At 43.8% G+C, this 25,752-nt stretch carries 25 protein-coding genes; 19 read left to right on the top strand and 6 right to left on the bottom strand.

All coding sequences use genetic code 11. The features are described from left to right. Positions 1-5 precede the first annotated feature (5 nt). Positions 6-587, bottom strand: coding sequence for a nucleoside triphosphate pyrophosphatase (locus H9L11_RS01505; protein ID WP_005380845.1), 582 nt, complete (start codon positions 585-587; stop codon positions 6-8). Between the two features lie 149 nt (positions 588-736). Here H9L11_RS01505 and yceD point away from each other — a divergent pair, with 149 nt between their 5' ends. From yceD to H9L11_RS01430, 15 genes are all read left to right on the top strand, one after another. After that, the gene (yceD, locus tag H9L11_RS01500) at positions 737-1,261 is read left to right on the top strand and encodes a 23S rRNA accumulation protein YceD (protein WP_005387307.1); all 525 of its coding nucleotides are present in this window, start codon (positions 737-739) and stop codon (positions 1,259-1,261) included. 59 nt (positions 1,262-1,320) lie between these two features. After that, positions 1,321-1,491 carry a 50S ribosomal protein L32 gene (rpmF, locus tag H9L11_RS01495; RefSeq protein WP_005396978.1) on the top strand — a complete coding sequence of 57 codons (171 nt, stop codon included), beginning with the start codon at positions 1,321-1,323 and terminating at the stop codon, positions 1,489-1,491. Between the two features lie 10 nt (positions 1,492-1,501). Continuing rightward, the gene (plsX, locus tag H9L11_RS01490; RefSeq protein WP_053304235.1) at positions 1,502-2,527 is read left to right on the top strand and encodes a phosphate acyltransferase PlsX; all 1,026 of its coding nucleotides are present in this window, start codon (positions 1,502-1,504) and stop codon (positions 2,525-2,527) included. Between the two features lie 5 nt (positions 2,528-2,532). Then, positions 2,533-3,483, top strand: coding sequence for a beta-ketoacyl-ACP synthase III (locus H9L11_RS01485; protein WP_017821385.1), 951 nt, complete (start codon positions 2,533-2,535; stop codon positions 3,481-3,483). A gap of 75 nt (positions 3,484-3,558) precedes the next feature. Further along, complete coding sequence (gene fabD, locus H9L11_RS01480) at positions 3,559-4,482, top strand: ACP S-malonyltransferase (RefSeq protein WP_205390958.1); 924 nt, start codon at positions 3,559-3,561, stop codon at positions 4,480-4,482. 45 nt (positions 4,483-4,527) lie between these two features. Continuing rightward, positions 4,528-5,262, top strand: coding sequence for a 3-oxoacyl-ACP reductase FabG (gene fabG, locus H9L11_RS01475; RefSeq protein WP_031781117.1), 735 nt, complete (start codon positions 4,528-4,530; stop codon positions 5,260-5,262). Positions 5,263-5,508: 246 nt separating this feature from the next. Beyond that, complete coding sequence (gene acpP / locus H9L11_RS01470; RefSeq protein WP_004406112.1) at positions 5,509-5,742, top strand: acyl carrier protein; 234 nt, start codon at positions 5,509-5,511, stop codon at positions 5,740-5,742. A 93-nt stretch (positions 5,743-5,835) separates the two neighbouring features. Next, positions 5,836-7,086: a beta-ketoacyl-ACP synthase II gene (gene fabF / locus H9L11_RS01465; protein ID WP_033905745.1), complete on the top strand. Its 1,251-nt coding sequence runs from the start codon at positions 5,836-5,838 to the stop codon at positions 7,084-7,086. A gap of 107 nt (positions 7,087-7,193) precedes the next feature. Next, positions 7,194-8,009 (top strand): aminodeoxychorismate lyase, encoded by an 816-nt coding sequence (pabC, locus tag H9L11_RS01460; RefSeq protein WP_042523095.1) that lies wholly within the window; start codon positions 7,194-7,196, stop codon positions 8,007-8,009. Continuing rightward, positions 8,006-9,022, top strand: coding sequence for an endolytic transglycosylase MltG (mltG, locus tag H9L11_RS01455; protein WP_025767224.1), 1,017 nt, complete (start codon positions 8,006-8,008; stop codon positions 9,020-9,022). The genes pabC and mltG overlap by 4 nt, the downstream gene beginning before the upstream one ends. Next, positions 9,019-9,651, top strand: coding sequence for a dTMP kinase (gene tmk / locus H9L11_RS01450; RefSeq protein WP_005387350.1), 633 nt, complete (start codon positions 9,019-9,021; stop codon positions 9,649-9,651). The genes mltG and tmk overlap by 4 nt, the downstream gene beginning before the upstream one ends. A 24-nt stretch (positions 9,652-9,675) precedes the next feature. Next, entirely contained in the window at positions 9,676-10,638 is a 963-nt protein-coding gene (locus H9L11_RS01445) for a DNA polymerase III subunit delta' (protein WP_205390957.1), read from the top strand. Then, positions 10,629-11,396 (top strand): YchF/TatD family DNA exonuclease, encoded by a 768-nt coding sequence (locus H9L11_RS01440; protein ID WP_005372957.1) that lies wholly within the window; start codon positions 10,629-10,631, stop codon positions 11,394-11,396. The genes H9L11_RS01445 and H9L11_RS01440 overlap by 10 nt, the downstream gene beginning before the upstream one ends. A 444-nt stretch (positions 11,397-11,840) precedes the next feature. Beyond that, positions 11,841-13,271, top strand: a complete 1,431-nt coding sequence (gene ptsG / locus H9L11_RS01435) for a PTS glucose transporter subunit IIBC (RefSeq protein ID WP_005372959.1) — start codon at positions 11,841-11,843, stop codon at positions 13,269-13,271. 212 nt (positions 13,272-13,483) lie between these two features. Next, the gene (locus H9L11_RS01430; protein ID WP_005372960.1) at positions 13,484-13,885 is read left to right on the top strand and encodes a hypothetical protein; all 402 of its coding nucleotides are present in this window, start codon (positions 13,484-13,486) and stop codon (positions 13,883-13,885) included. Positions 13,886-13,948: 63 nt separating this feature from the next. Here H9L11_RS01430 and H9L11_RS01425 read toward each other — a convergent pair whose 3' ends face one another. The 3 genes from H9L11_RS01425 to H9L11_RS01415 form a co-directional block, all read right to left on the bottom strand. Continuing rightward, positions 13,949-14,044, bottom strand: a complete 96-nt coding sequence (locus tag H9L11_RS01425; protein ID WP_005372963.1) for a MetS family NSS transporter small subunit — start codon at positions 14,042-14,044, stop codon at positions 13,949-13,951. Next, positions 14,041-15,507, bottom strand: coding sequence for a sodium-dependent transporter (locus H9L11_RS01420; protein ID WP_005372966.1), 1,467 nt, complete (start codon positions 15,505-15,507; stop codon positions 14,041-14,043). The genes H9L11_RS01425 and H9L11_RS01420 overlap by 4 nt, the downstream gene beginning before the upstream one ends. A 569-nt stretch (positions 15,508-16,076) precedes the next feature. Further along, on the bottom strand, positions 16,077-16,667 hold the full coding sequence (locus H9L11_RS01415; protein WP_053349626.1) for an outer membrane beta-barrel protein: 591 nt from the start codon (positions 16,665-16,667) through the stop codon (positions 16,077-16,079). 127 nt (positions 16,668-16,794) lie between these two features. Between H9L11_RS01415 and H9L11_RS01410 the strand changes: the two genes are divergently transcribed. Beyond that, on the top strand, positions 16,795-16,887 hold the full coding sequence (locus H9L11_RS01410; protein ID WP_005372970.1) for a YnhF family membrane protein: 93 nt from the start codon (positions 16,795-16,797) through the stop codon (positions 16,885-16,887). Positions 16,888-16,931: 44 nt separating this feature from the next. After that, a complete protein-coding gene (locus H9L11_RS01405; RefSeq protein WP_205390956.1) occupies positions 16,932-18,083 on the top strand; it encodes a patatin-like phospholipase family protein in 1,152 nt (383 codons plus the stop codon). 107 nt (positions 18,084-18,190) lie between these two features. On the opposite strand, the gene pyk is transcribed toward H9L11_RS01405, so the two are convergent. Next, on the bottom strand, positions 18,191-19,633 hold the full coding sequence (pyk, locus tag H9L11_RS01400) for a pyruvate kinase (RefSeq protein ID WP_005372972.1): 1,443 nt from the start codon (positions 19,631-19,633) through the stop codon (positions 18,191-18,193). A gap of 410 nt (positions 19,634-20,043) precedes the next feature. Between pyk and H9L11_RS01395 the strand changes: the two genes are divergently transcribed. Both H9L11_RS01395 and H9L11_RS01390 read left to right on the top strand, forming a co-directional pair. After that, positions 20,044-21,261 carry an ROK family protein gene (locus tag H9L11_RS01395; protein WP_205390955.1) on the top strand — a complete coding sequence of 406 codons (1,218 nt, stop codon included), beginning with the start codon at positions 20,044-20,046 and terminating at the stop codon, positions 21,259-21,261. Between the two features lie 363 nt (positions 21,262-21,624). Next, positions 21,625-22,578: a chemotaxis protein CheV gene (locus tag H9L11_RS01390; protein ID WP_005372976.1), complete on the top strand. Its 954-nt coding sequence runs from the start codon at positions 21,625-21,627 to the stop codon at positions 22,576-22,578. Positions 22,579-22,650: 72 nt separating this feature from the next. On the opposite strand, the gene H9L11_RS01385 is transcribed toward H9L11_RS01390, so the two are convergent. After that, entirely contained in the window at positions 22,651-25,725 is a 3,075-nt protein-coding gene (locus tag H9L11_RS01385) for an error-prone DNA polymerase (protein WP_064368639.1), read from the bottom strand. Between the last annotated feature and the right edge of the window lie 27 nt (positions 25,726-25,752).

The following is a 25,752-nucleotide window of genomic DNA, read 5'->3' as shown; positions in this document are numbered from 1 at the left end:
TTGGGTTAAAGGACATCGAGTCCTTGAACATGCAACATATCAATCAAATCAATCAATGGTAGTCCGACAAGTGTGTTCGGGTCTTTACCAACTAATTTCGTAAACAAGCAAATTCCCATGCCTTCGCTTTTAAAGCTGCCTGCGCAGTAAAAAGGTTCTTCCCTGTCGACGTAGCGTTCGATTTGTTCAAGCGTTAAATCTCTAAAGTGCACCTCGAAAGAATCAAAGCCGACTTCTGTATGGTTTGTGACGGTGTTATGTACCGCAAGACCAGTATAGAAAGTGATGACTTTTCCACTTTGAGCCAAAAGTTGATTTATCGCGTTATCTCTATTTAAAGGCTTGCCAACGATTTCACCATTAATGACACAAACTTGGTCACTGCCGATAACTAAACTTGCTTTATCCGTCTGGCAAGATATTGCTTTCTCTTGGGCCAGTCTCTGCACAAGTTCAGTTGGCGTTTCTTGGTCAAAAGGTGTTTCATCGCAATCAGGTGATAAACAAACGAATGGTAGTGAGAGCTTTTCAAGCAGTTGTTTACGAAAAGGGGAAGTTGAGGCTAAAACCAGTTGGTAATTTTTCATTTTGAATTACAATTCGTGGGAGCATTTCCAATAGGATAATCGATCAAAAATGATTCTGGCTAATGCTCTGTATGTTAAGCGCAAAAAAGTACAACTTTTTTGCCTTTTTCTTTGACTAATTTTGATTTGGAAGATAATATTCGCGCCCTATGCAAAAGGTAAAAATACCGCGAACGGTTGACCCAGCTAAAGCTGCACAGAAACGATTGGATTACGATGGCATCATCCAAGCTAGTCTTTTCAAGCGCTTAGTGGAAACAACTGAAGGCGTAAAACGCGACGCAGAAGTCTCATTGTCATTTGGGATGGATGAACAGCGACTCGTTGTTATCTCTGGTAAAGCTAACATCGAAGTCGATTTAGAGTGTCAGCGTTGTAATGAGGTATTCGCACATGAGTGCGAAGTTGAATTCCTTTCTACTCCTTACTACGGTGAGAAAACAGAACAGGAAGCACCAGAAATTTATGATTTGGTAGATCTAAATGAATATGGTGAATTAGACCTCATACAACTTGTTGAAGACGAGTTCATCTTAGCATTACCTCAAATTGCGATGCACGATGAAGCGGATTGTAGCGTTGATTCAAATAACATGGTTTTTGGTGAGATTCCTGAAGAAATTGAGGAAGAAAAACCGAATCCATTCGACGTTTTGAAAAGTCTGAAAAAGTAATAGGTGTGGTAGCCGATTCTTCTTCAGGTTTTTAACCCAATAGTATAGGAGTAGGGTCAATGGCCGTACAGAAAAACCGTAAAACTCGTTCTAAGCGCGGTATGCGTCGTTCACACGATGCGCTAACTACAGCTGCTCTATCTGTAGACGCGACTTCTGGTGAAACTCACCTACGCCACAACGTAACTGCTGAAGGTTACTACCGTGGTCAAAAGGTTATCAACAAGTAAGGTTGAACCTTTGCAAAGTATTACCGTTGCACTTGATGCAATGGGCGGGGATTTCGGTCCACGCGTAACAGTGCCTGCCGCCGTGCAGGCACTGTCTCATTTCCCAGAGCTAAAAGTGATTCTTATTGGTGATCAATCTCTGATCACGTCTCAATTATCTCAACTCGGTACCTCGACCAGTTCCCGCTTGACTATTCTTCACAGCGAGAAAGTTATCTCGAACTCAGAAAAACCTTCATTGGCGTTACGTAATAGCCAAAATAGTTCTATGCGTATAGCTATCGATTTGGTTTCTGAGCAGAAAGCGGATGCTTGTGTTAGTGGTGGCAACACCGGTGCATTAATGGCACTATCGCGTTTCATTCTTAAGTTACTTCCTGGCATTGAACGTCCTGCTTTAGTTTCCGCTTTACCGACGATTACCGGAAAGCGTACTTGGATGCTAGATCTGGGGGCGAATGTATCGTGCGATGCTGATAGCTTGTTCCAATTTGCTGTAATGGGCAGTGCATTAGCTGAAGAACACTTGGGTCGTCCTCCTCGCGTTGCTGTACTCAATATTGGCGCAGAAGAGATTAAAGGTAACGATTTAGTCAAACGTTGCGCAGAAATGCTTTCTCAGACCGATGCGATTAACTTTGTCGGTTATATCGAAGGTAATCAAATTTTGCATGATGTTGCGGACGTCATTGTTTGTGATGGATTTGTCGGCAACGTATGCTTAAAAGCCAGTGAGGGAACAGCTCAACTTTTTATCGAAAAAATTAAAACCAGCATAATGGCATCAACGATAAAGGGTTGGATAGCTAGAAAGTTGTTTTCTAGGCTGTTTAATGAACTAAAAACACTGAACCCCGACCAGTATAACGGCGCAAGTTTGCTAGGATTGCGCGGCATTGTCATAAAAAGCCATGGAAGTGCGGATGTATCTGCGATTGTCAATGCACTTGGCGAGGCAGTACACGAGGTCAAACGACAAGTACCAAGCCGTATTAGCGATCGTTTGGAAGCGGTTTTACTCGAGAGGCATTATTAGTCTTCATGTATAGCAAAATTTTAGGTACTGGCAGCTACCTGCCATCTCAGGTGCGTACAAACGCAGATCTAGAGAAAATGGTAGATACAAGTGATGAGTGGATCGTTGCTCGCACGGGTATTAAAGAGCGTCGAATTGCTGCAGAAAACGAAACTGTAGCAGACATGGCATTCTACGCAGCTGAAAACGCTATCGATATGGCGGGTATTGATAAAAACGATATCGACCTGATTATCGTAGCCACAACGAGCAGTAGCCATACTTTCCCTTCATCTGCGTGTCAGGTGCAGGCAAAGCTTGGCATTAAAGGTTGTCCAGCTTTTGACTTAGCCGCTGCTTGTTCTGGTTTTGTGTACGCATTATCTGTTGCAGACCAACATATCAAATCTGGTATGTGCAAAAACGTACTTGTGATTGGTTCAGATGCTTTGTCTAAAACGTGTGATCCGACAGACCGTTCAACCATTATCCTATTTGGTGATGGTGCCGGAGCCGTTGTCGTAGGCGCTAGCCAAGAGCCTGGCATTATCTCTACCCACATATACTCGGATGGTCAATTCGGAGAGCTTCTAAGCCTACCTGTACCTGTGCGGGGGCAAGATGCGGATAAATGGCTTCATATGGCTGGGAACGAAGTATTCAAAGTCGCTGTAACTCAGCTATCGAAACTAGTAAAAGATACGCTTGAAGCCAACAACATGCATAAGTCTGAACTAGACTGGCTAGTGCCGCACCAAGCGAACTACCGCATTATTTCAGCGACAGCGAAGAAACTTTCGATGTCACTAGACCAAGTCGTGATTACACTTGATAAACACGGCAACACATCAGCTGCAACTGTGCCAACAGCACTAGATGAAGCGGTACGTGATGGTCGTATTAAACGCGGTCAAACTCTGCTTCTTGAAGCGTTTGGCGGCGGATTCACTTGGGGCTCGGCCCTTGTGAAGTTCTAAGTTTCACAAGAATTCAAAATTTAAGGTGCACTTGGTGCATCTTATTTCTTTTTACTTTGCTTAAAGGAAAACAACATGAGCAAGTTTGCTATCGTATTTCCAGGTCAAGGTTCTCAAGCTGTAGGTATGCTTGCAGAACTAGGCGAACAATATGACGTAGTAAAACAAACATTTGCAGAAGCATCTGACGCACTAGGTTACGATCTATGGGCGCTTGTTCAAAATGGACCTGCAGAAGATTTAAACGAGACTTTCCGTACTCAACCAGCTTTGCTAGCTTCATCTGTTGCAATCTGGCGTGTATGGCAAGAACTTGGCTTAGAGCAACCAGCAAACCTAGCCGGTCACAGCCTAGGTGAGTACTCAGCACTTGTATGTGCGGGTGTTATTGACTTTAAAGAAGCCATCAAGCTGGTTGAATTACGTGGTCAACTTATGCAAGAAGCAGTACCAGCTGGTACTGGCGCAATGTACGCGATTATCGGTTTGGCTGCTGATGCGATTGCAAAAGCGTGTGAAGACGCAGCGCAAGGCGAAGTGGTCTCTCCAGTAAACTTTAACTCGCCTGGTCAAGTCGTTATCGCTGGTAGCAAAGACGCAGTAGAGCGAGCTGGTGCGCTATGTAAAGAAGCTGGTGCGAAGCGTGCGCTTCCTCTTCCTGTTTCAGTACCTTCACACTGTGCACTTATGAAGCCAGCAGCGGAAAAACTTGCTGTAGCTCTTGAGTCTATCGAATTTAACTCACCACAGCTGCCAGTTATCAACAACGTTGATGTGATTGCTGAGACAGATCCTGCAAAAATCAAAGATGCGCTTGTTCGTCAGCTACATAGCCCAGTTCGTTGGACTGAAACAGTTGAACTGATGCACGAACAAGGCGTAGAAAATCTTCTTGAGCTTGGTCCTGGTAAAGTTTTAACAGGTCTAACAAAACGTATCGTGAAAACGCTAACTGCAGCAGCAGTGAATGATATCGCATCGCTAGACGCTGCGAAGTAATCCATAAAGCGATAAATTTGCGATAAGAAAAGGAAACACAACATGATGAATCTAGAAGGTAAGATCGCGCTAGTTACCGGCGCAAGCCGTGGTATTGGCCGCGCGATCGCGGAACTTCTTGTCGAGCGAGGTGCTACGGTTATCGGTACTGCTACTTCTGAAAGTGGTGCGGCTGCTATCAGCGAGTATCTTGGTGATAACGGTAAAGGCTTAGCGCTTAACGTGACTGATGTCGAGTCTATAGAAGCGACATTAAAAACGATCAACGAAGAATTTGGTGTGATCGATATTCTGGTGAATAACGCTGGTATTACTCGTGACAACCTATTGATGCGCATGAAAGATGATGAGTGGAACGACATCATCGATACCAACCTAACGCCTATCTACCGCATGTCTAAAGCGGTTTTACGCGGTATGATGAAAAAACGTGCGGGTCGTATCATCAACGTAGGCTCTGTTGTTGGTACCATGGGTAATGCTGGTCAAACTAACTACGCAGCAGCGAAAGCGGGCGTGATTGGTTTTACTAAATCAATGGCTCGTGAAGTTGCGTCTCGTGGTGTAACAGTGAACACTGTTGCTCCTGGTTTCATCGAAACTGACATGACTAAGGCGCTAAATGATGACCAACGTGCGGCAACTTTGTCGAACGTGCCAGCAGGTCGTTTAGGTGACCCACGTGAAATTGCATCAGCAGTAGTTTTCCTTGCTTCTCCTGAAGCAGCGTACATTACTGGTGAAACTTTGCATGTAAATGGTGGCATGTACATGGTTTAATGCGACAGTTTATGCAAAATAAGCTATTTTACATTGTGAAAAATAGCCTATAGTTGCAGTTAACTGTCATGAACTTGTCATGCTTATGCGCAAGATTTGTGCATGATTTAAGTCAAAAATGTATTGAAATTCGGTTAAATTCGCTAATTTTGTGGTTTGACCAGCAAGGACCCCCTTGCAACTTTCAATAGTTCGAATAAACTACGGAATCATCGCATTAGGCGAAATCTGTAAAGGAAAAGAAAAATGAGCAACATCGAAGAACGCGTAAAGAAAATCATTGTTGAACAGCTAGGTGTAGACGAAGCAGAAGTTAAAAACGAAGCTTCTTTCGTTGACGATCTAGGTGCTGATTCTCTAGACACTGTAGAACTAGTTATGGCTCTAGAAGAGGAATTCGACACTGAGATTCCTGACGAAGAAGCTGAGAAGATCACTACTGTTCAAGCTGCAATCGACTACGTAAACAGCGCTCAGTAATTAGCTCTCCCAGGCGGTCTCCTAGACCGCCTGTGTTCTTTCTAACTTCTTCTATCCTCTCATAGAAATATTCAATTCCCGGAGAATTATATCGTGTCCAAGCGTCGTGTAGTTGTCACTGGCATGGGTATGTTGTCACCGGTAGGCAACACAGTAGAATCATCTTGGAAAGCCCTGCTAGAAGGTCAAAGTGGTATCGTAAATATCGAGCACTTTGATACTACGAACTTCTCAACTCGTTTTGCAGGTCTTGTTAAAGATTTCGATTGCACAGAGTACATGTCTAAAAAAGATGCTCGTAAGATGGACCTTTTCATCCAGTACGGCATTGCAGCGGGTATTCAAGCTCTTGATAACTCTGGCTTACAAATTACCGAAGAAAATGCGGCTCGAGTTGGTGTTGCTATCGGCTCAGGCATTGGCGGTCTTGACCTTATCGAAACTGGCCATACCGCATTAGTAGACAAAGGCCCTCGCAAAGTTAGCCCATTTTTTGTTCCTTCGACCATTGTAAACATGGTTGCAGGTAACCTATCTATCATGCGTGGTCTTCGTGGTCCAAATATCGCGATTTCTACCGCATGTACTACTGGCCTGCATAATATCGGCCATGCAGCACGTATGATTGCCTACGGCGATGCAGATGCGATGGTTGCTGGTGGTGCAGAAAAAGCTTCTACGCCTCTTGGCATGGCTGGCTTCGGTGCAGCTAAAGCGCTATCTACTCGTAATGACGAGCCTCAAAAAGCGTCTCGCCCATGGGATAAAGGCCGTGATGGTTTTGTTCTAGGTGATGGTGCTGGCATGATGGTGCTTGAAGAGTACGAACACGCGAAAGCACGTGGCGCGAAGATTTACGCAGAACTGGTTGGTTTTGGTATGTCTGGTGATGCTTACCACATGACATCTCCAAGCGAAGATGGCTCTGGTGGTGCACTTGCGATGGAAGCGGCGATGCGTGACGCTAACATCACAGGTACTCAAGTAGGTTATGTGAATGCTCACGGTACTTCTACTCCAGCTGGTGATGTTGCAGAAATCAAAGGCGTGAAACGTGCTCTTGGTGAAGAAGGTGCGAAGCAAGTTCTTGTATCTTCAACTAAGTCGATGACGGGTCACCTATTAGGTGCTGCTGGCTCTGTTGAAGCAATTATCACGGTTATGTCTTTGGTTGACCAAATTGTTCCGCCAACCATTAACCTTGATGATCCAGAAGAAGGTCTAGACATCGACCTTGTGCCGCATACAGCGCGCAAAGTTGAAGGTATGGAGTACGCTATCTGTAACTCGTTTGGCTTTGGTGGTACAAACGGTTCTTTGATCTTCAAGAAGTTCGCTGAGTAACACTATCTAACCTAATTTAGATAAGCGAAACTTGTATTCTAACGGCTCGATGCTTAGCATTGAGCCGTTTTGTTTTATTTGTTGTCTGCTAATTTGAAGGTACGTGAATGTTTTGGGTAAATGGAGTTCCGCAAACGCATGTAGAGCTAGGTGATCGCTCATTCCAATACGGTGATGGAGGCTTTACCACCATCCTGACCCAAAATGGAGAGTTGGTTTACTGGCAGGAACATACTGAGCGCATGAGTGCTTGCCTTGACGCTTTGAAGATCTCTTCACCTGACTGGAAAGTTGTGCATGGTTGGGCAAGCAAAGCGGTTTTATCTGACGCACGAGCGGGGGTGAAGATTCACGTTAGCCGCGGTATTGGCGGGCGAGGGTATAGCCCTAATGGGATTAAAGGCCCTATCGTGACGATTTCCAATTTTGCATTTCCTTCTCATTATTCATCTTGGCAAGAACAAGGTGTGGACTTGGGCGTTTGTAATACTCGTCTAGGGATTCAACCTTTACTTGCGGGACATAAGCACAACAACCGTTTAGAGCAGATTCTCGCCAAGGCTGAAATCGACAATACAGAGTTTGCAGATGCAATAACGTTAAATGTGCAAAACCATGTCATTGAAACTACAATGGCCAACCTTTTTTGGGTTAAAGGTAATAAAGTATTTACGCCGGAGCTGACCTTATCAGGCGTTACGGGCGTAATGCGTCGTAAGGTGCTTGAGTTACTTAAAGTAAGTCATATTGAAGTCATCGAGGGGCGTTTTATACTTCCAGATTTGCTGAGTGCTGACGAGGCTTTCATGTGTAACTCAATATTAGGTGTCGCACCTATTCGCAGCATAGTGACATCGAACTCTAAGACTATATTTCCGATAGGAAAATTGACTCAACGACTGCAAGGGAATTTAACTACGTGATTAAAAAACTGTTGGCTTTTGTTGTGCTGATCGCAGTGATAGGCGCAGCAGCTGTTTTTTATATAATTTCACAGGCTAAACAATACGTTGAAAAGCCTATTCTATTGGAACAACCTCAGCTGTTTACTGTAGAAAGTGGTACAAGCTTTCATCATGTCATGCGCGCCTTAGTTGAAGATGAGGTGATTGAAACATCGGAGTACATCCGTTTAATTCCTCACTTATATCCAGAATTGTTGCAAGTGCGAGCGGGTACTTACCAACTTGAGCCTGGTATGTCACTTTCGCAAACATTGGAGCATCTGAATACTGGAAAAGAATACCAGTTTGCGATCACTTTTGTTGAAGGCAGCCGCTTTTCTGAATGGGTAGATCAACTAAAAAGTGCTCCTTATTTAAAGCATGATTTAACCGATCTTTCAGAAAAAGAAATGGCTGCGAAGCTCGGAATTGAGAGAGAAAAGCTAGAAGGGTTGTTTTTAGCAGAAACCTACCATTACACAGCGGGTGCGAGTGAAAGCCAGTTATTAAAACGAGCGCATCGAAAACTCAATAAAATACTGGATGCTAACTGGGAAGCGCGTCAAGAAAAGCTGCCATTACAGGACAAATATGAAGCCTTGATTCTCGCGTCTATCATCGAGAAAGAGACGGCTATTGATTCTGAGCGTGAGCGCGTCGCTTCTGTGTTTATCAACCGATTGAACAAACGCATGCGGTTACAAACTGATCCGACAGTTATTTATGGTATGGGTGACGCCTACGATGGCAACATTCGTAAGAAAGATTTGCGTACGCCGACACCATATAACACCTATACCATCAATGGTTTGCCACCAACACCGATTGCGATGGCTGGTGAAGCTTCCATTGAAGCGGCTTTGAATCCAGAAAGCAGCAACTATTTATATTTTGTAGCAAGTGGAAAGGGCGGACATGTATTTTCGAAATCCCTTGCTGAGCACAACCGTGCTGTTCGTGCCTATTTAAGAGAACTAAGAAAGAACAAATGATGAAAGCAAACTTTATTGTCGTTGAAGGCCTAGAAGGCGCGGGTAAAAGCACTGCGATTAAAACCGTTTTAGATACGCTAAAAGCGGCCGGTATTGAGGATATCGTAAATACCCGTGAGCCAGGAGGCACACCGCTAGCAGAAAAAATGCGCGCTCTGGTGAAAGAAGAGCACGAAGGCGAAGAACTTAAGGACATGACGGAGTTGCTTCTTCTGTACGCTGCACGTGTTCAGTTGGTTGAGAACGTGATCAAACCAGCTTTGGAAAACGGTCAGTGGGTGGTTGGTGACCGACACGATATGTCGTCGCAAGCTTATCAAGGTGGTGGCCGTCAGATTGACGCATCGTTAATGAAAAATCTCCGGGATACAACGCTTGGTGATTTTAAACCTGCTCTCACTCTCTATATGGATATTGACCCTCGTGTTGGGCTTGAGCGTGCACGTGGGCGTGGTGAGTTAGATCGTATAGAGAAGATGGATATTAGTTTCTTCGAGCGTACACGTGAGCGTTATTTGGAGATTGCTCATGCCGATCCTTCCATCGTTATCATTAACGCAGAACAGACGATTGAAGGCGTGTCGCGTGATATTCGGGACGCTCTAAACGAGTGGCTAGCTCGTCAATAAGTGAAACGTAAATTTAGGTGACTCATGTTAAATGATTATCCATGGCTACAGCCAATATGGGATAACCTCAAAGTAGGGTTAGAGTCGGACAGAATACCAGGTGCGCTTTTATTACAAAGCGAGCAGGGCTTGGGCATCGAAAAACTTATCGAGTTTTTTAGCCAAGCACTTCTTTGCCAAAATTACGCGAGTGAAGCATGCGGTTTTTGTCATAGCTGCCAGCTAAATCAATCTCAAAACCACCCTGATTTACACTGGATCAAGCCAGAGAAAGAAGGAAAGGCGATAACGGTGGACCAAATTCGCGCTTGTAACCGTCTTGCTCAGGAATCATCTCAGCTTAATGGTTGCCGCCTATTTGTAATAGAACCGGCGGACTCTATGAACGAGTCGGCATCGAATGCGCTGTTAAAGACGCTAGAAGAGCCTGGGGCAAAGTGCTTGTTTTTGCTCGTTACCCACAATCAGGAGCGTCTGCTCCCAACGATTCGTAGCCGTTGCCAACACTGGGTTGTTGCGCCTCCGTCAGCGGAACAAGCGATGAAATGGATGCACGAACAAGGGGCGAAGCAAGTTCCTGCTTATGCCTTAAAACTGAATATGGGCTCTCCAATAAAAACATTGGATGCGTTAAATAATGGTGAGCTCGAAGCTTACTTGGCTTTTGAACGCAGTTTTATTAAGGCAATGTCTTCGCCTGTTTCAGACGTTTCTGAGTGTGCTTCTTTAATCGCTAAACACTCAGAGCAATCACTAGACTGGGCATGGTATTTACTGACAGATGCTCAGAAAGCGCAGTTTGGTGTATCAGAAGCTCAAATGCTTCCGGGCGCGACAAAGTTTCAACCGGACAACTATAACGGTTTGTACTCATCAGCGAAGGCGCTGATGAACCTAAAAGCTCAGGTGCAAGCCTTTCCTGGCCTGAACCTTGAGCTACTATCAATGAATTGGTTAATTGAATCACGAGAGGCATTATGTTCGTAGATTCTCATTGTCATTTAGACAAATTGAATTACGACGATCTCCACATCAATGTGGAAGACGTTATTAACAAAGCTAAACAAGCAAACGTAACTGAACTACTTTCTGTTGGAGTAACGCTGGATTCTTTCCCGAAAATGATGGAAATGATCGAGCCTTATGACAATGTTTATGCTTCGTGCGGTGTGCACCCACTTGATGTTGAAAGCGACTTTTCGATGGACGTATTGCGCCACCATGCGTCGAATGCAAAAGTCGTCGCTATTGGCGAAACGGGTTTAGATTATCATTACAAGCCCGAAACGGCCGCGTTACAGAAAGAGCGCTTTGAGCAACACGTTGATCTTGCAGTGGAGCTCAACAAACCTTTAATTATCCATACCAGAAACGCACGTGCGGATACTCTAGATATTTTGCGTAAGGGTGGGGCAGAGAAATGTGGTGGTGTTATCCACTGTTTTACAGAAGATCTTCCATTTGCTGAAGCTGCACTGGAGCTGGGGTTTTATATTTCTATCTCGGGGATTGTTACTTTCCGTCAAGCTACAGAGTTAAAAGAAGTGGTGAAGACTCTACCTTTAGAGAAGCTTCTTATTGAGACAGATTCTCCTTACTTGGCTCCTGTCCCTCATCGTGGCAAAGAGAATCAACCCGCTTACGTTGTCGAAGTCGCTTCTTATATTGCGCAACTCAAATCGTGCTCTCTTTCTGAAGTGGCACAAAAAACCACCGAAAACTTCCGAAATCTTTTTTTGCGATAAAAAAATAATAAGAGCATAAAAAAGGAGCTTAGGCTCCTTTTTTGTTGATAAAAACAACAGATACGCTCACGAGTTTAATGTTTACTAAAAATGTTGATTTAATAACATTCAAAAATCACAAATGTAATTTTGTTACTAAAAATAACATTGAGGCGTATTTTATTTACGCCTTAAAATTAATTATATAAATAATTAATTCCTTATAAAACAGTAACATAAATGCAATGCAAACCTTTTCATCGGCTGTTTTTGGGTGTGATCCAAGACTTGTTTTGAAACTAAATTTCGTAACTGTGTGGAAAGTTTGAGGGTCATCAATATATATTTAGAGCCGGAAAATATAATGCAGTTGTGGTTACATTTTCATTGGGTGCTAACCTTTAGGCTACGGGGGTGTGCCGTTAGTGCCCAAATAATACTTATAAATTTATCAGGAGCATAAACATGTTTAAGAACCTTTTTGCTAACCTGCAAAAAGTTGGTAAGGCTCTGATGCTTCCAGTATCAGTTTTACCAGTTGCAGGTATTTTATTAGGTGTGGGTGCTGCCCATCTAAGCTTTATTCCAGAAATCGTTTCTAATCTTATGGAACAAGCTGGTGGTTCAGTATTCGGCCAAATGGCACTTCTATTTGCAGTAGGTGTAGCTCTAGGCTTCACTAACAACGACGGTGTTGCAGGTCTTGCAGCTATCGTTGGTTACGGCATCATGACGGCAACGCTAGGTGTAATGGCGGGCGTTATGGGTGTTGAGAAAATCGATACAGGTGTACTAGGTGGTATCCTTGTCGGTGGTGTGGCTGCTTGGGCATTCAACCGTTTCTTCAAAATCCAACTTCCAGAGTACCTTGGCTTCTTCGCTGGTAAGCGCGCAGTGCCAATCATCACTGGTTTTGCTGCGATCATCCTAGGTGTTATCCTTTCTGTTATCTGGCCACCAATTGGCGGTGCAATTTCTGCATTCTCTGATTGGGCTGCACACCAAAACCCACAGCTAGCATTCGGTATCTACGGTGTTGTTGAGCGTTCTCTAATCCCATTCGGTCTACACCACGTATGGAACGTACCGTTCTTCTTCGAAGCAGGTTCTTGTGTTAACGCTGCCGGTGAAGCTCAAAATGGTGTACTAACTTGTTACCTAGTTGCTGATGAAGCATCTCGTGCTGCTGGTAATGGCTTCGGTCAGCTAGCGGGTGGTTACATGTTCAAGATGTTCGGTCTACCAGCTGCAGCAATCGCAATTGCTCATTGTGCTAAACCAGAAAACCGTGCAAAAGTAATGGGTATCATGGCGTCAGCTGCACTGACTTCATTCCTAACTGGTATTACTGAGCCAATCGAATTCTCATTCCTATTCGTTGCTCCACTACTATACGGTATCCACGCTCTACTAGCTGGTTCTGCATACATCGTTTCGAACACTCTAGGCTTTGTACACGGTACTTCTTTCTCTCACGGTCTGATCGACTTCCTAGTTCTATCTGGTAACGCTCAGAAGATGGTGCTAATGATTGCCGTTGGTCTAGTTTACGCAGTAATTTACTACGTAGTGTTCCGTGGTGTAATCACAGCGCTTGACCTAAAAACACCTGGCCGTGAAGATGAAACGGAAAGTGCAGCTGTAACTTCTGGCTCTGATATGGGCGGTGAACTGGTTGCAGCGTTTGGCGGTAAAGCTAACATTACTGGTCTAGATGCATGTATCACACGTCTACGTGTAGCAGTTGCAGATACAGCAGCTGTTGACCAAGACAAGCTAAAACAACTAGGCGCTGCTGGTGTTGTAGTTGTAGCTGGTGGTGTACAGGCTATCTTCGGTACTAAGTCTGATAACCTAAAAACTGAAATGGATGAGTGGATTCGTAACCACGGTTAATCGCAGTCATTCATAGTAATGCATAAAAGGAGGCTTCGGCCTCCTTTTTTAGTTCCTATTTTATTAACTGACAGTTCCTTTTTAGTGTGATCCTAAACTCATCTTTACTTTTGTCAGCTTTTTCATACATCGAGCTTACCCATCGTTGACATATTGATATGCCATTATGTTTGAATAGCGAATAATGTTTTTTTGAATAATTGATAACGTGTATGAAGAACAAATTCATTTTAGTTTTGGGACTAGTTTCTAGTACGGCAATGGCGGCAAGCGAACCAACGGATCTATCAGTTGGTATGGCTGTCGATCAACAATTAAGTGTTGTTGTAGAGTTAGATAACAAATATCGTGGCATTATCGGAAACGATGGTATGGCGTTTGATTACATCGCTAAGCGTGGAACATTCGATCAAAACATGCCTGTGACTTGGTATGTCGGCGTTGGTGGCTGGTATGAATGGGATGACGAGTTTGGTGTGAGAGTACCACTTGGTGTGAACTGGGATTTATCACGCGGCTGGGACCTTTATGGTCAAATACACCCAGAGCTAGATCTTTACAAAGGTGCTGACTTGCAACTTGGCGGCGCCGTTGGCATCAAGTACAGTTTCTAGAATAAAAGAAACATAAAAAAACGCCGGTAAATACCGGCGTTTTTTGTTTGGAATGCAATACTGTTATTGTTTATCCATGGCTCGCTTGATGCAAACGGCAGCGCCGCCCCAAGTGATACCTAAACCAATAACCATCATAATAATTGCGCTGATTGTCATTTTGCTGTCTCCTTGCGGTTCACTGCGTTGATCACTAGACCAAAGATAAAGAGTGCGGCGATAAGTGCCCAGCCTAAAGTTAGATCATAGCCACCGTAGCCTTCAGTAATTAGGGCGTATAGCTTGGTCGCTAAGATAATGGCGAGCATGATTGGTGTAACGAAGCGTAAGCAGATCTCGAACCATTGACCAACAGAGAAATCAGAGCGCTCGTTAACGTAATTACGTACTTCTGGCACGCGCTTCAATAGCCACGCCATCAAGACAATCTCAACCAGACCACCAACCATGATGCCAACGTTGTTTGCAAAGTGGTCTACTAGATCGAGTAGCAGCAGACCGCCATTGGTAGCAAACGCCATAGAGACAACGAAGCCAATACCAATCACAACATTTGCAGCTTTTTTACGGCTCCACTTCAGCTTGTCGATAATGGCTGAAGTTACGGCTTCCATAATTGAAATATGCGAACTTAGACCAGCAACCACCAGTGCAAAGAAGAACAGTGGACCAAGAATATATGGGGCAGGTAGTAGGTTAATTGCCGCAGGTAAAGTAACAAAAGCCAAGCCAACGCCTGCAGATACCACCTCTGTTAACGGCTTACCTTGCTCTTGAGCCATGTAACCCAATACTGAGAAGATCATGATGCCGGCTAGGATCGAGAAGCCACAGTTGATCAACACGGTCATAAACGCGTTATTCGTTATGTCCGACTTTTCTGGTAGGTAGCTAGAGTAAGCTAGCATGATGGCGAAGCCGATACTTAACGTAAAGAAGATCTGACCATATGCCGCTGCCCATACTTTCACATCCCAAATTTTGCTGAAATCGGGTTCGAACATGTAGTTCACGCCATCTAGAGCTCCTGGCAAGAAAATCATACGTCCGATTAAGAAAATCACCATCAAGAATAGGATTGGCATCATAATTTTAGATGCTCGTTCAATTCCTGATTTCACGCCTTTGGCAATAGCGGTGTAAGTAATTGCCCAAGCAATTACCATGGATAAAGCAATCTTCCATTGAATACTGCCTAAGTCTGTTGGTGAGTTGTCACCTAGCTTTAGGTATTCACTAAAGAAAAATGCGTTGGTATCGGTTCCCCAACCTTGAGTGAACGACAACCCAAAGTAAGAAATCGACCAACCGATAACAGCCACATAGTAAACGGCAATAACTGCAGCCACACCAACTTGGAACCAGCCAAGCCATTCAAATTTAGAATGAATTTTCGCTAGTGTTTTTGGTGCCGAGCCTCGGTATTTTTGTCCCATACTGAACTCAAGGATCATAAATGGAATACCGGCAGTGATCATGGCAAAAATGTAAGGAATAAAAAATGCGCCGCCACCGTTTTCATAGGCCATGTATGGGAAACGCCAAATGTTTCCCAAACCGATAGCAGACCCAACTGCTGCTAAGATGAATCCCGCCCGGGATCCCCATTGTTCTCGCTTCATATTTGACTCCTATAAGACTCCCTGAGGAATGAAGCTCTCTACGTAACACAGTAATAATTGCGCAAACAGTTGGAAGAAAGGACCGCTGTTATCCATCAGCTTTTCTATCCTTAATTCTAACTTTTTATAATTTTATAGAGCTATATTCTGGCTACTGTAAGAGAAAGTAGATTATTAATCTTAAAATTTTGATGTGTGTTTGATAAAACTGAAATATTTATCTGTTTTCACTGATCAGACTAACTTCTAATAATACTTAGCGCAATAGAATCTAAATGTTAATTCAGATGCGTTGTCTGGTTTTAATCTTGTTAAATTTGAGTTTGATTGTGGTTTTGTGTGGGTGGTTGGTTGTTTGTCTGGAATAAATAACTGGGATCTAATAATTGCTTTGGTGTTTAAGACTATTTTGATGAATTAGGGCGTACGGCTATCTTTTGTGCACCTATCTAGATGATGCTTCGTTACTTTGCCAAACAATGGTGTTTAGACGATATCCTTTATCGGCTCTGTGCAGGACTCGTTCAGCGTTCTTTGTGACGAGTCCTACAAAGGAACATGCATAAAAATTAGAAGCGGAAACTAAAACCGACATTTGATTGGAATTGGTTCATCCAATCAGTATCGAACTTAATGATACAGTTTGAGCCGTCATTAGGTAGAGTACAGGCGCCAGATGTATCGTTATCAACGACCGTTCCTAACCATCTCAGTTGGGCCGTTAATGCAAAGTTCTTTGAAAATTCATATTCCAGCCCTGCAAAAGCGCTAGCCGAAAATCCGTATTTTTTGTCTACCCAATCCACATCGGCATAAGAAGCGCCCAAACCTACACCGATATAGGTTTGCCAATTTTCTGCGACAGGATAGTACATGCTGCTTTGGAAGTGCAGATAATGTATATCTGCCGAGTTGGACAGCTTTTCAAGTTCCGTCGATTGATTGGAGTAAAACAATCCGATCCTTCCTTTTTCTAAGGGAGTCTCGACTGAAAGAGCGTAATTCACTGCGGGGTCGAGAGCGTATGTATTACCACTTTCATCCTCTACTTGGCCGCCTCCTGTATAGCCTATGTATGGCGTAACGATGATATTCGCTTGTGCATTGATAGCAGTACTCATCATCATGATTCCTACTAGCCAGCTGAGTTTTTGGTTCATGCCCTATCTCCTTATTATGACTAAGCTAATTGTGATGGGTTAGTCAAAATTGCGCGACTAAATTAAGCAAATCTTGAACATATTTCACACCGGTGTTATTAATTTGTTACATATTAAGGAGGTGTTTATGGAACACGATCTAAAATCCGCATTAATCATTGTGGTGACTGTTTTTGCAGTGCTTTTGTCATTTGGCATCATTGCTATTACAACAGCTTAAGATAACCACTTTTACCAAACGTTTTAACAAAATGGCGTGAGCCTATGATACGTAACAGCGGTATAATCACAGAAAGCCATGCAGAGCTTGATGTAAAAGTTTATGAGCACTTTAGGCATGGTAAAACTGCTTTAGTCACGCAAGGTGGAGGGCAGAGAGGGATTTTTACCGCTGGCGTTTTAGACGCCTTTTTACTTTCCAACTTCGATCCTTTCGATGAATTCTATGGCACCTCTGCCGGAGCACTCAACTTATGTTCTTACTTGTGTCGTCAACATGGCATGGGCAAAGCTTTTATTACCGAGCTGACAACGTCTCCTGAATTTTTTAATCTGTTTCGCTATATCCGAAAGCAGCAGTACTTAGGTTTAGAGTGGGCATTAGAACGGATTCAAGATTTCCCATACAAGCTTGACCTTGATTTAGGTCGCAGTGCATTGGGAAAACGAGGAGCGTTTGCTGCGGTAACGAATATAGAGACGCTATCAGATCAATATCTACCAATCTTGGATGACTCGTGGTTTAACACTATGCTAGCGACATGTGCGATTCCCAAGTTGTACCACGGACCTGTCGACGTAAATGGCAATAAGTTTGTGGATGGCGGCGTGTCTGCCTCTATCCCTGTACAAGAAGCGTGGCGTCAGAATGCTCGCAACATTATTGTCATTCGCACAGAGCCGTTTTCAGAGATTGAAGCGAGAGCCCAAAGTGAAGTGGGGGATGTGCCTGTCGAATGGTATCGGGAGTCTATCAACTCAGTACAGCAATCATGGCAGCAAAAAGTGAATCAGTGGAAGCTGGATTGGGCGTCGTTCTTCCAACAAAAAATTAATGCAGCACATCAATCGAAGCTTGCAGGGAAAATGCTGTTAAATGGAGGTCGTTGGTTGTTCGGTGCCGATAACTTGTATCGTTTAAGTCATCTGATTGGTGAGAATTTTGATTCAGGTTTAGCCGACATGCTGATGATTCATTATCAAACATTTGAGCTCACTCAGGCCTTTATATCTGCTCCACCTGACGACACTTTTATTTTACAAGTTGCGCCTAAAGAGGGACTTCGTTCTTCTTCTTTGTTAAGTGACCAAGAGTCACTAGAGCATGACTATCAATTTGGGCTTCAAGCTGGGTTTAACCTAGTTCAACTCTATGACCAGCTGGATGTTGAAATTGATGGTAGAGAGAGTGCATAAACCTTCTTACGTTCACGATGTGCGCAATATACAAAGCATATAAATAAGGCTCCATTTTCGGAGCCTTATTTGCGGTTCTTGTGGTTAACTCCGGTTAGGTATAACGACTACGCTTGTAGAATGCGCATGCAGTTGGTTGAGCCCACAACATCCATTACATCGCCTTGAGTAATAATGACTAAATCACCTTTGTGCAAGAACCCTTGCTCTTTAAGGCTAGTAATCGCTGCTTGAGCCGTTGGTAAACCCGCATCACTTTTTGACTCGAAATATACAGGTGTCACGCCTCGGTATAATGCTGCTCGATTTAGTGTCGATTCATTCCGTGATAAGGCAAATATTGGCAAGCCAGAGCTTAAGCGAGACATCATCAACGCAGTCCTGCCGGACTCAGTTAACGAGATCATCGCTTTAATTCCTTCCATGTGATTCGCAGAGTACATGGTTGCCATTGCGATGGTTTCTTCAGCGGTTTCGAAGGTTCTATCTAAGCGATAGGTTGATAGACTTGCCTCCGACATTTTTTCTGCCCCCACACATACTTCGGCCATGGATTTGACCGTTTCTACAGGATATTTACCTGCAGCGGTCTCTCCAGAAAGCATCACCGCGTCAGTGCCGTCTAGAACCGCATTGGCCACATCCATCACTTCAGCACGCGTTGGCATTGGGCTAGTAATCATGGACTCCATCATTTGTGTCGCAGTAATCACGATACGGTTTAAACTGCGTGCGCGGCGAATCAGTTTTTTCTGGACACCTATGAGCTCAGGGTCACCGATTTCTACACCAAGGTCACCACGTGCAACCATCACCACATCGGATGCGAGAATAATGTCGTCAATAGACTCATTGGTCGCGACGGTTTCTGCTCGTTCGACTTTAGCCACTAACATAGCTTCAAGGCCTGCATCTCTGGCTAAGCGTCGAGCGTAATGCATGTCTTCGCCGTTACGTGGGAATGAAATAGCAAGGTAGTCTACTTGAATTGCTGCGGCGGTAAGAATGTCGGCTTTATCTTTCTCTGTGAGCGCATCGGCTGACAATCCGCCGCCTTTTTTGTTGATCCCTTTATTGTTGGACAGTGGACCACCGACAATCACACGAGTATGAACTTTATTACCCTCTACTTTGGTAACTTGCAGCTGAACGCGTCCATCATCGAGTAATAAAATGTCATTTGGTGAAACATCTTGCGGTAGTTCTTTATAATCTAACCCTACAGATTCTTGATTGCCTTCACCTTTTGGTAAATCACTATCTAATGTGAATTTATCGCCCACATTCAAAATGACTTGGCCGTCTTTAAACGTTGATACACGGATTTTAGGGCCTTGTAAATCACCAAGAATTGCAACCTGACGCCCAAGTCTTGCTGCAATGGTACGGACTTTGTTCGCACGTTGAATGTGGTCTTCACTGGTTCCATGTGAAAAATTCATACGGACAACGTTTGCACCGGCTTTGATGATCTCCTCAAGTATATTGTCCTTATCCGTTGAAGGACCCAGCGTAGTGACAATTTTTGTTCGTCTTAATTTGGAAGTCATAGATTCTCCGATGAATGTGTGTGTAAAGGTAACTTGAACTCTATCCTTACTTTACGCAATCGCTCTCAAGGTTAGCCTCGTTGCTGAGCCCACACCTTAAAGCTACTTGAATATAAGTATATGCACAGAATGTTTACATTAAGAGTAACCCCGGTAAAACAGACAGATATTCGACAGGCAATGGCCTTATTGATAAAAATACGCTGCTTTAAAGGCATTACTTCATAATTTAGTGAATAAAAATAAGTTATTTTTCAAACAATTTAACAGGAGTAGATTCTTCGTTATTTGATTGAATACACAAACAAACAGGTTTATACGTGATGCTTGTCACGGGGATTTATTAATTCACTTCACAATTAGTTCGCAAAGTAAAAAAATTGTCCCGTTATAGAATTTCGGAGTGCAAGATGTACATGGCTCAACCGGGCCATATTGATCATATCAAACAGGTCAATGCTGGTCGTGTATATAAACTAATTGACCTAAAAGGTCCTATTTCTCGAATTGATTTGTCCAAGCAGAGTGAGCTTGCTCCTGCTAGTATCACCAAAATCACTCGAGAATTAATTGAAGCGCACTTGATTCATGAAACGACAGTACAAGAAGCGACGAGTCGTGGTCGACCTGCTGTCGGTTTGCAGGTCAATAATGAAGGCTGGCAATTTTTGTCAATGCGTTTGGGGCGAGGTTATTTAACCATTGCTTTGCATGAGTTAGGCGGTGATGTACTGATCGATACTAAAATCGAGCTACACGAGCTTGATCAAGACGATGTGCTTGAGCGCCTGCTTTACGAAATTGATGAATTCTTTCAGACTTACGCGGATCAACTTGATCGTGTTACCAGTATTGCCCTTACGCTGCCTGGTCTCGTGAACTCAGAGCAAGGTGTCGTTTTGCAGATGCCTCATTACAATGTCGAAAATCTTGCTCTTGGACCAGAGATATACAAAGCAACAGGCTTGCCAGTTTTCATTGCCAATGACACGCGAGCTTGGGCATTAGCAGAAAAGCTTTTTGGTCATTCTCAAGATAATGACAACTCCGTTCTTATCTCTATCCACCACGGTTTAGGTGCGGGCATCATTCTGGATGGGCGCGTTTTGCAAGGCCGTCACGGTAACATTGGTGAACTCGGGCATATTCAAATTGACCCAAATGGAAAACGTTGTCATTGCGGCAATATTGGCTGTTTGGAAACCGTTGCCAGTTCTCAGGCAATTCGTGAAGAAGTCGTAAGACGAATCGCTGATGGCGAAGACTCTATTCTTGCTAAACAAGAAGAAATGAGTATTGAGAGCATTTGTGAAGCCGCTGCAAACGGTGATCCTTTGGCCGTCGATGTGATTGAAAAACTTGGAGGCTACTTAGGCTCTGCAATTGCTATTGTGATCAACTTATTTAACCCTGAGAAAATCTTGATCGGTGGTGTGATTAACCAAGCAAAAGATGTGCTTTATCCTGCGGTTCGTCGCTGTATCGAAGAGCAGAGTTTACCTGTTTATCACCAAGATCTTGAGCTGGTGGAGTCTCGTTTCTATAAGCAAGCCACAATGCCTGGTGCCGCGTTGATTAAGCAAGCGTTGTACGATGGTCAACTATTGATGAAGGTTGTGGAAGGTTAAGTACTTTTTAACATGATGATGTGCCTGGCTGTTGAGACTACATTTGTAGGTGATTTAGGGTGAGACTTAACGGCTCACCCTTTTTGATCGCCTATTACTAGAATGGGAATTTGAGTTATGTTGCATTGCTATATCTGCGCCATTCATGTAATTTCCTAAAAAGCTCAAGTAAATAAACAAAATGGCTTTCAATGTGCTGCGTGACTTTGCGTCTGATGCAAAGAGAAGTAATACGCTAAAACTGTTGTACTTTAAAGCTGTGCTCGAAAAGCCAAATATTTTAAGGTTATTTGGTTATATAACCTTGCTGTGTCTGTACTGATTTCGAGTAAAATAAGAATTATCCATAATTTAGGTAGTAGTATGTCCGGAGTGTTAAATACGGTTGACCAGCGTACAAACTTGGTTGGTGAAAATCGACTAGAGCTTCTGCTGTTCACTTTAAATAGTCGCCAATTATTTGCGATTAATGTGTTCAAAGTGAAAGAGGTCATCAAGCTTCCACCGTTAACCAAGCTCCCTGGATCGCACTACAATATTCGTGGGGTTGCTTCTCTACGAGGTGAAGCGGTACCAGTGATTGATTTACGAGGCGCAATTGGTTTTCCTGCTTTACGTGGTGAAGCGGAAGAAGAAAATTTGATCGTGACAGAGTACAACCGCACGGTGCAGGGCTTCTTAGTCGGTCCGGTTAAAAACATTATTAATACGGCATGGACTGAAATTCAGCCGCCTCCTTCCACGTCTGGTCGCTCGAATTACCTCACGGCTATCACGCAAATCAAAGAGGGGGATGCCTCTCAAATTGTCGAAATTATTGACGTTGAAAAAGTTTTAGCAGAGATCGTACATTACGACGTGACTATCTCGGAGGACATTCTCGATCAAGAATTGGCCCAAGCAATGGTCGGGCGTAATGTTCTGATTGTGGATGATTCCTCTACAGCTCGTAATCAAGTTCGCGATACGCTTTCTCAATTGGGTATGAATATCATCGAGTGCCGTGACGGGCTAGAAGCGTTAACGGTTTTAAAACGTTGGTGTGATGAAGGTAAAGATGTAGAAAAAGAGCTGTTGATGATGATTACGGATGCTGAAATGCCTGAAATGGACGGTTATAAACTGACCCATGAAGTGCGCCAAGATCCACGTATGTCTAAGTTGTTTATCACATTGAACACTTCTCTGAGCGGTAGTTTTAATGAAGCCATGGTACAAAAAGTAGGCTGTGATCGCTTTATATCTAAATTCCAACCGGATCTGCTGGTTGAAGTTGCTCAAGACCGATTACGCCAGATGCTTTCTAAAAGTGCATGATTAGATCTAGTGAAATCAGAGGGAGCGCACCTCTCTCTGATTTTTAACATTTCTCTCCTTAATTCCTCTGTACTAATGGAAATCCCGAGATTTACTTTGTAGATTGTTCAAGTAGTGCGTGCAATCCATCAACTTGCCAGCAATAACGTGTGTGACTTCTCCCTCTTTTTCAAGAATGCCTTTCACCATTAATACTTTAGCGCCTAAATACGCTTGCTTTTGGGCTCGTGCTGTCGCTTGCCAAACGACCACATTAATGTTGCCCGTGTCATCTTCTAACGTAAAAAATGTCACGCCAGCGGCGGTGCCTGGAGATTGTCTTCCTGTTACCACACCTACCACTGTGACCAGTGACTTATGCGGTTTCTCTGTCAGTTGCCTCATGCGGGTAAAGTGAGGGAGTTTGCCCGTTTCTTCTAATAATTTAATTGGATGGCGGCTAAGAGATAGTCCCGTGCTTGCGTAATCCTCAATTAAATTTTCATATTCAGAGGGTTGAGTCTGGTAGCTAACATTGGGTTCTTCGACCTTGTGAAACAATGGTAGGTCAGATAAGGAATCCATTGCTGCCCAGCGAGCGTTATAACGATTTCCCGATAAGGCCTGAAATGCATTGGCTGAAGCCAATAATTCAATGTCACTTCGGCTTCTTAATATCTGCTTTACTTCTTGAATCGATCGGTAACCATTAAGTGGTTTGCGCTCAATAAGCCTTTGTGCGCTTTCTGCGTTAAAGCCTTTCACCAAGCGAAAACCAAGTTGCACGCCGAGCCTGCCATTCGGACGTGAGACGAGATGATGTTGATATTTTGAATGATTGACGCACACCGGCAATACTTCGACGCCATGTCGGCGAGCATCTTGTACTAATTGCGATGGGCTATAAAATCCCATTGGTTGGCTGTTCAATAATGCAGTGTAAAATTCGGCTGGGTAATAATATTTTAACCATGCAGAACAATATGCCAGCACTGCGAAAGACGCTGAATGACTTTCAGGGAAGCCGTACTCACCAAAGCCGCAAATCTGATCGAAAATGCGCTCAGCAAACGCTAAGTCATAACCTCTCTCTTGCATACCATTGATCAGTTTTGGTCTGAATTTAGCGAGATCGCCATTCTTTTTCCATGATGCCATCGCTCGACGGAGTTGATCGGCCTCGCCGCCGCTAAACCCTGCGGCTACCATGGCTAGCTTGATGACTTGCTCTTGGAAAATAGGGACGCCCATAGTCCGCTCCAGAACGCTTTTTACTTCTTCCGATGGATAACTGACAGGCTCTTTGTGATCTCGTCGTTTTAAAAAAGGATGCACCATATCACCCTGAATAGGGCCTGGACGAACAATTGCAATTTGAATCACTAAGTCGTAATAACAAGCAGGCTTTAGGCGAGGAAGCATGCTCATTTGTGCACGAGATTCAATTTGGAATACGCCTATCGTGTCAGCTTTTTGGATCATGCGGTACACGTGTGGATCATCTTGTCGGCGAGTGATCTCGGAAATCGAGAGGGATCGCTGGTGATGTTTCTCGACCAGTTGAAAGCACTTTTTGATGGCGTTTAACATGCCGAGTGCGAGTACATCGACTTTTAGTAGCTTCAAGCTTTCTAAATCGTCTTTATCCCATTGAATGATAGTGCGATCTTCCATCGAGGCATTTTCAACAGGTACCAACTCATATAAAGGGCCAGATGAAATTACAAAGCCACCTACGTGCTGAGATAAATGGCGTGGGAAGCCAATGATCTCGTTGACCAATTGGATAAACTGCTGCCCTTTGAGAGATTCTGGTTGTAAGCCAAGTTCAATAATTTGAGCTTGCCAGCCTTGGCTGCGATCTCGGCGATTAACGTTCTTAATGAAAAAATCTAATTGGGTCTCTTCAATCCCTAGTGCTTTACCGACTTCACGCACGGCACTTTTAAAGCGATAGCTGATCACTGTTGCAGCAAGTGCTGCACGCTCACGGCCATATTTTTTGTAAATATACTGGATAACTTCTTCACGGCGCTCGTGTTCAAAGTCCACATCAATATCCGGCGGTTCCTTACGTTCTTTACTGATAAATCGTTCGAATAAGACAGCGATTTGTCGAGGATCGACGGCGGTAATTTCCAGGCAATAACACACCACAGAGTTTGCAGCGGAACCTCGCCCTTGGTAAAGAATGCCTTGCTGTTTCGCGAACATTACGATGTCGTGAATAGTAAGGAAGTAGTAGTGGTATTTCAGCTCTTGAATAAGCGCCAGTTCATTCTCGATGGTTTGATTGACTTCTGCTGGCACGCCTTCAGGAAAACGCAGCTTTTTACCGCGTTCGACCAACATACGTAAGTAAGAGTCGGGTGTATAACCATCTGGGATCAGCTCGGTAGGATATTCGTATTTTAAATCGGAGAGCTTAAACTCGCATAAATCGGCGATGTAAGTACTTTCTTCCAGCCATTCTGGTTTGTAAATCCGAATCAACTTTTTAAAAGGACGAAGCGCTCGCTCAGTATTCGAAATACGGTCAAAACCGAGTTTATCGACGCTACACCCATGCTTTATAGCAGTAAGTACATGCTGTAATGGCAAGCGTTCAACATCATGCATGAGAACGCCTCCGCAGGCAGTTATAGGTAATTGAAATTCATGTGCTAACTGCTCGCAGTGCGCAATGTACTCAGTATCGTTGTTACTCAAATGGCGCTGAATCGCTACCCACAAACGATTAGCGTGGTGTTGATTGAGCCAGCGCCCCCAATAGTGATCACTCTCTTGATGTGTGGGCAGCCACAATACCAAACAATGTCGAACCGACATCAAATCCCATTCGAACAGTTGATAGTTGCCTTTTTCACTGCGTCTCCTTGCGTTTGTGATGATACGACACAACTCGGCATAAGCCTTGCGACAAGGGCAAAGCAGTACGATTTGGCATTCATCATTTAACCAAAACATACTTCCAACGATTTGTTTGATATCGAGTTTATGTTGTTCGATGGTCGCATGGGCTTTGACAACGCCCGCGACTGAACATTCATCCGTTATAGCTAGAGCTTGATAGCGATAGAAAGCAGCTTGGAGTACCAGCTCTTCTGCATGAGAAGCCCCAGTCAAAAAAGAGAAGTTAGACTGACAAAATAGTTCCGCGTAACTCATAATGACCCAACAAAAATAACTGTCGAT

Source organism: Vibrio sp. sp1 (assembly GCF_016920955.1).
GTDB classification, from domain to species: Bacteria; Pseudomonadota; Gammaproteobacteria; order Enterobacterales; family Vibrionaceae; genus Vibrio; species Vibrio alginolyticus.
Note: the sequence above shows the minus strand (reverse complement) of the source record. Positions and strands in the feature narration are given on the sequence as shown.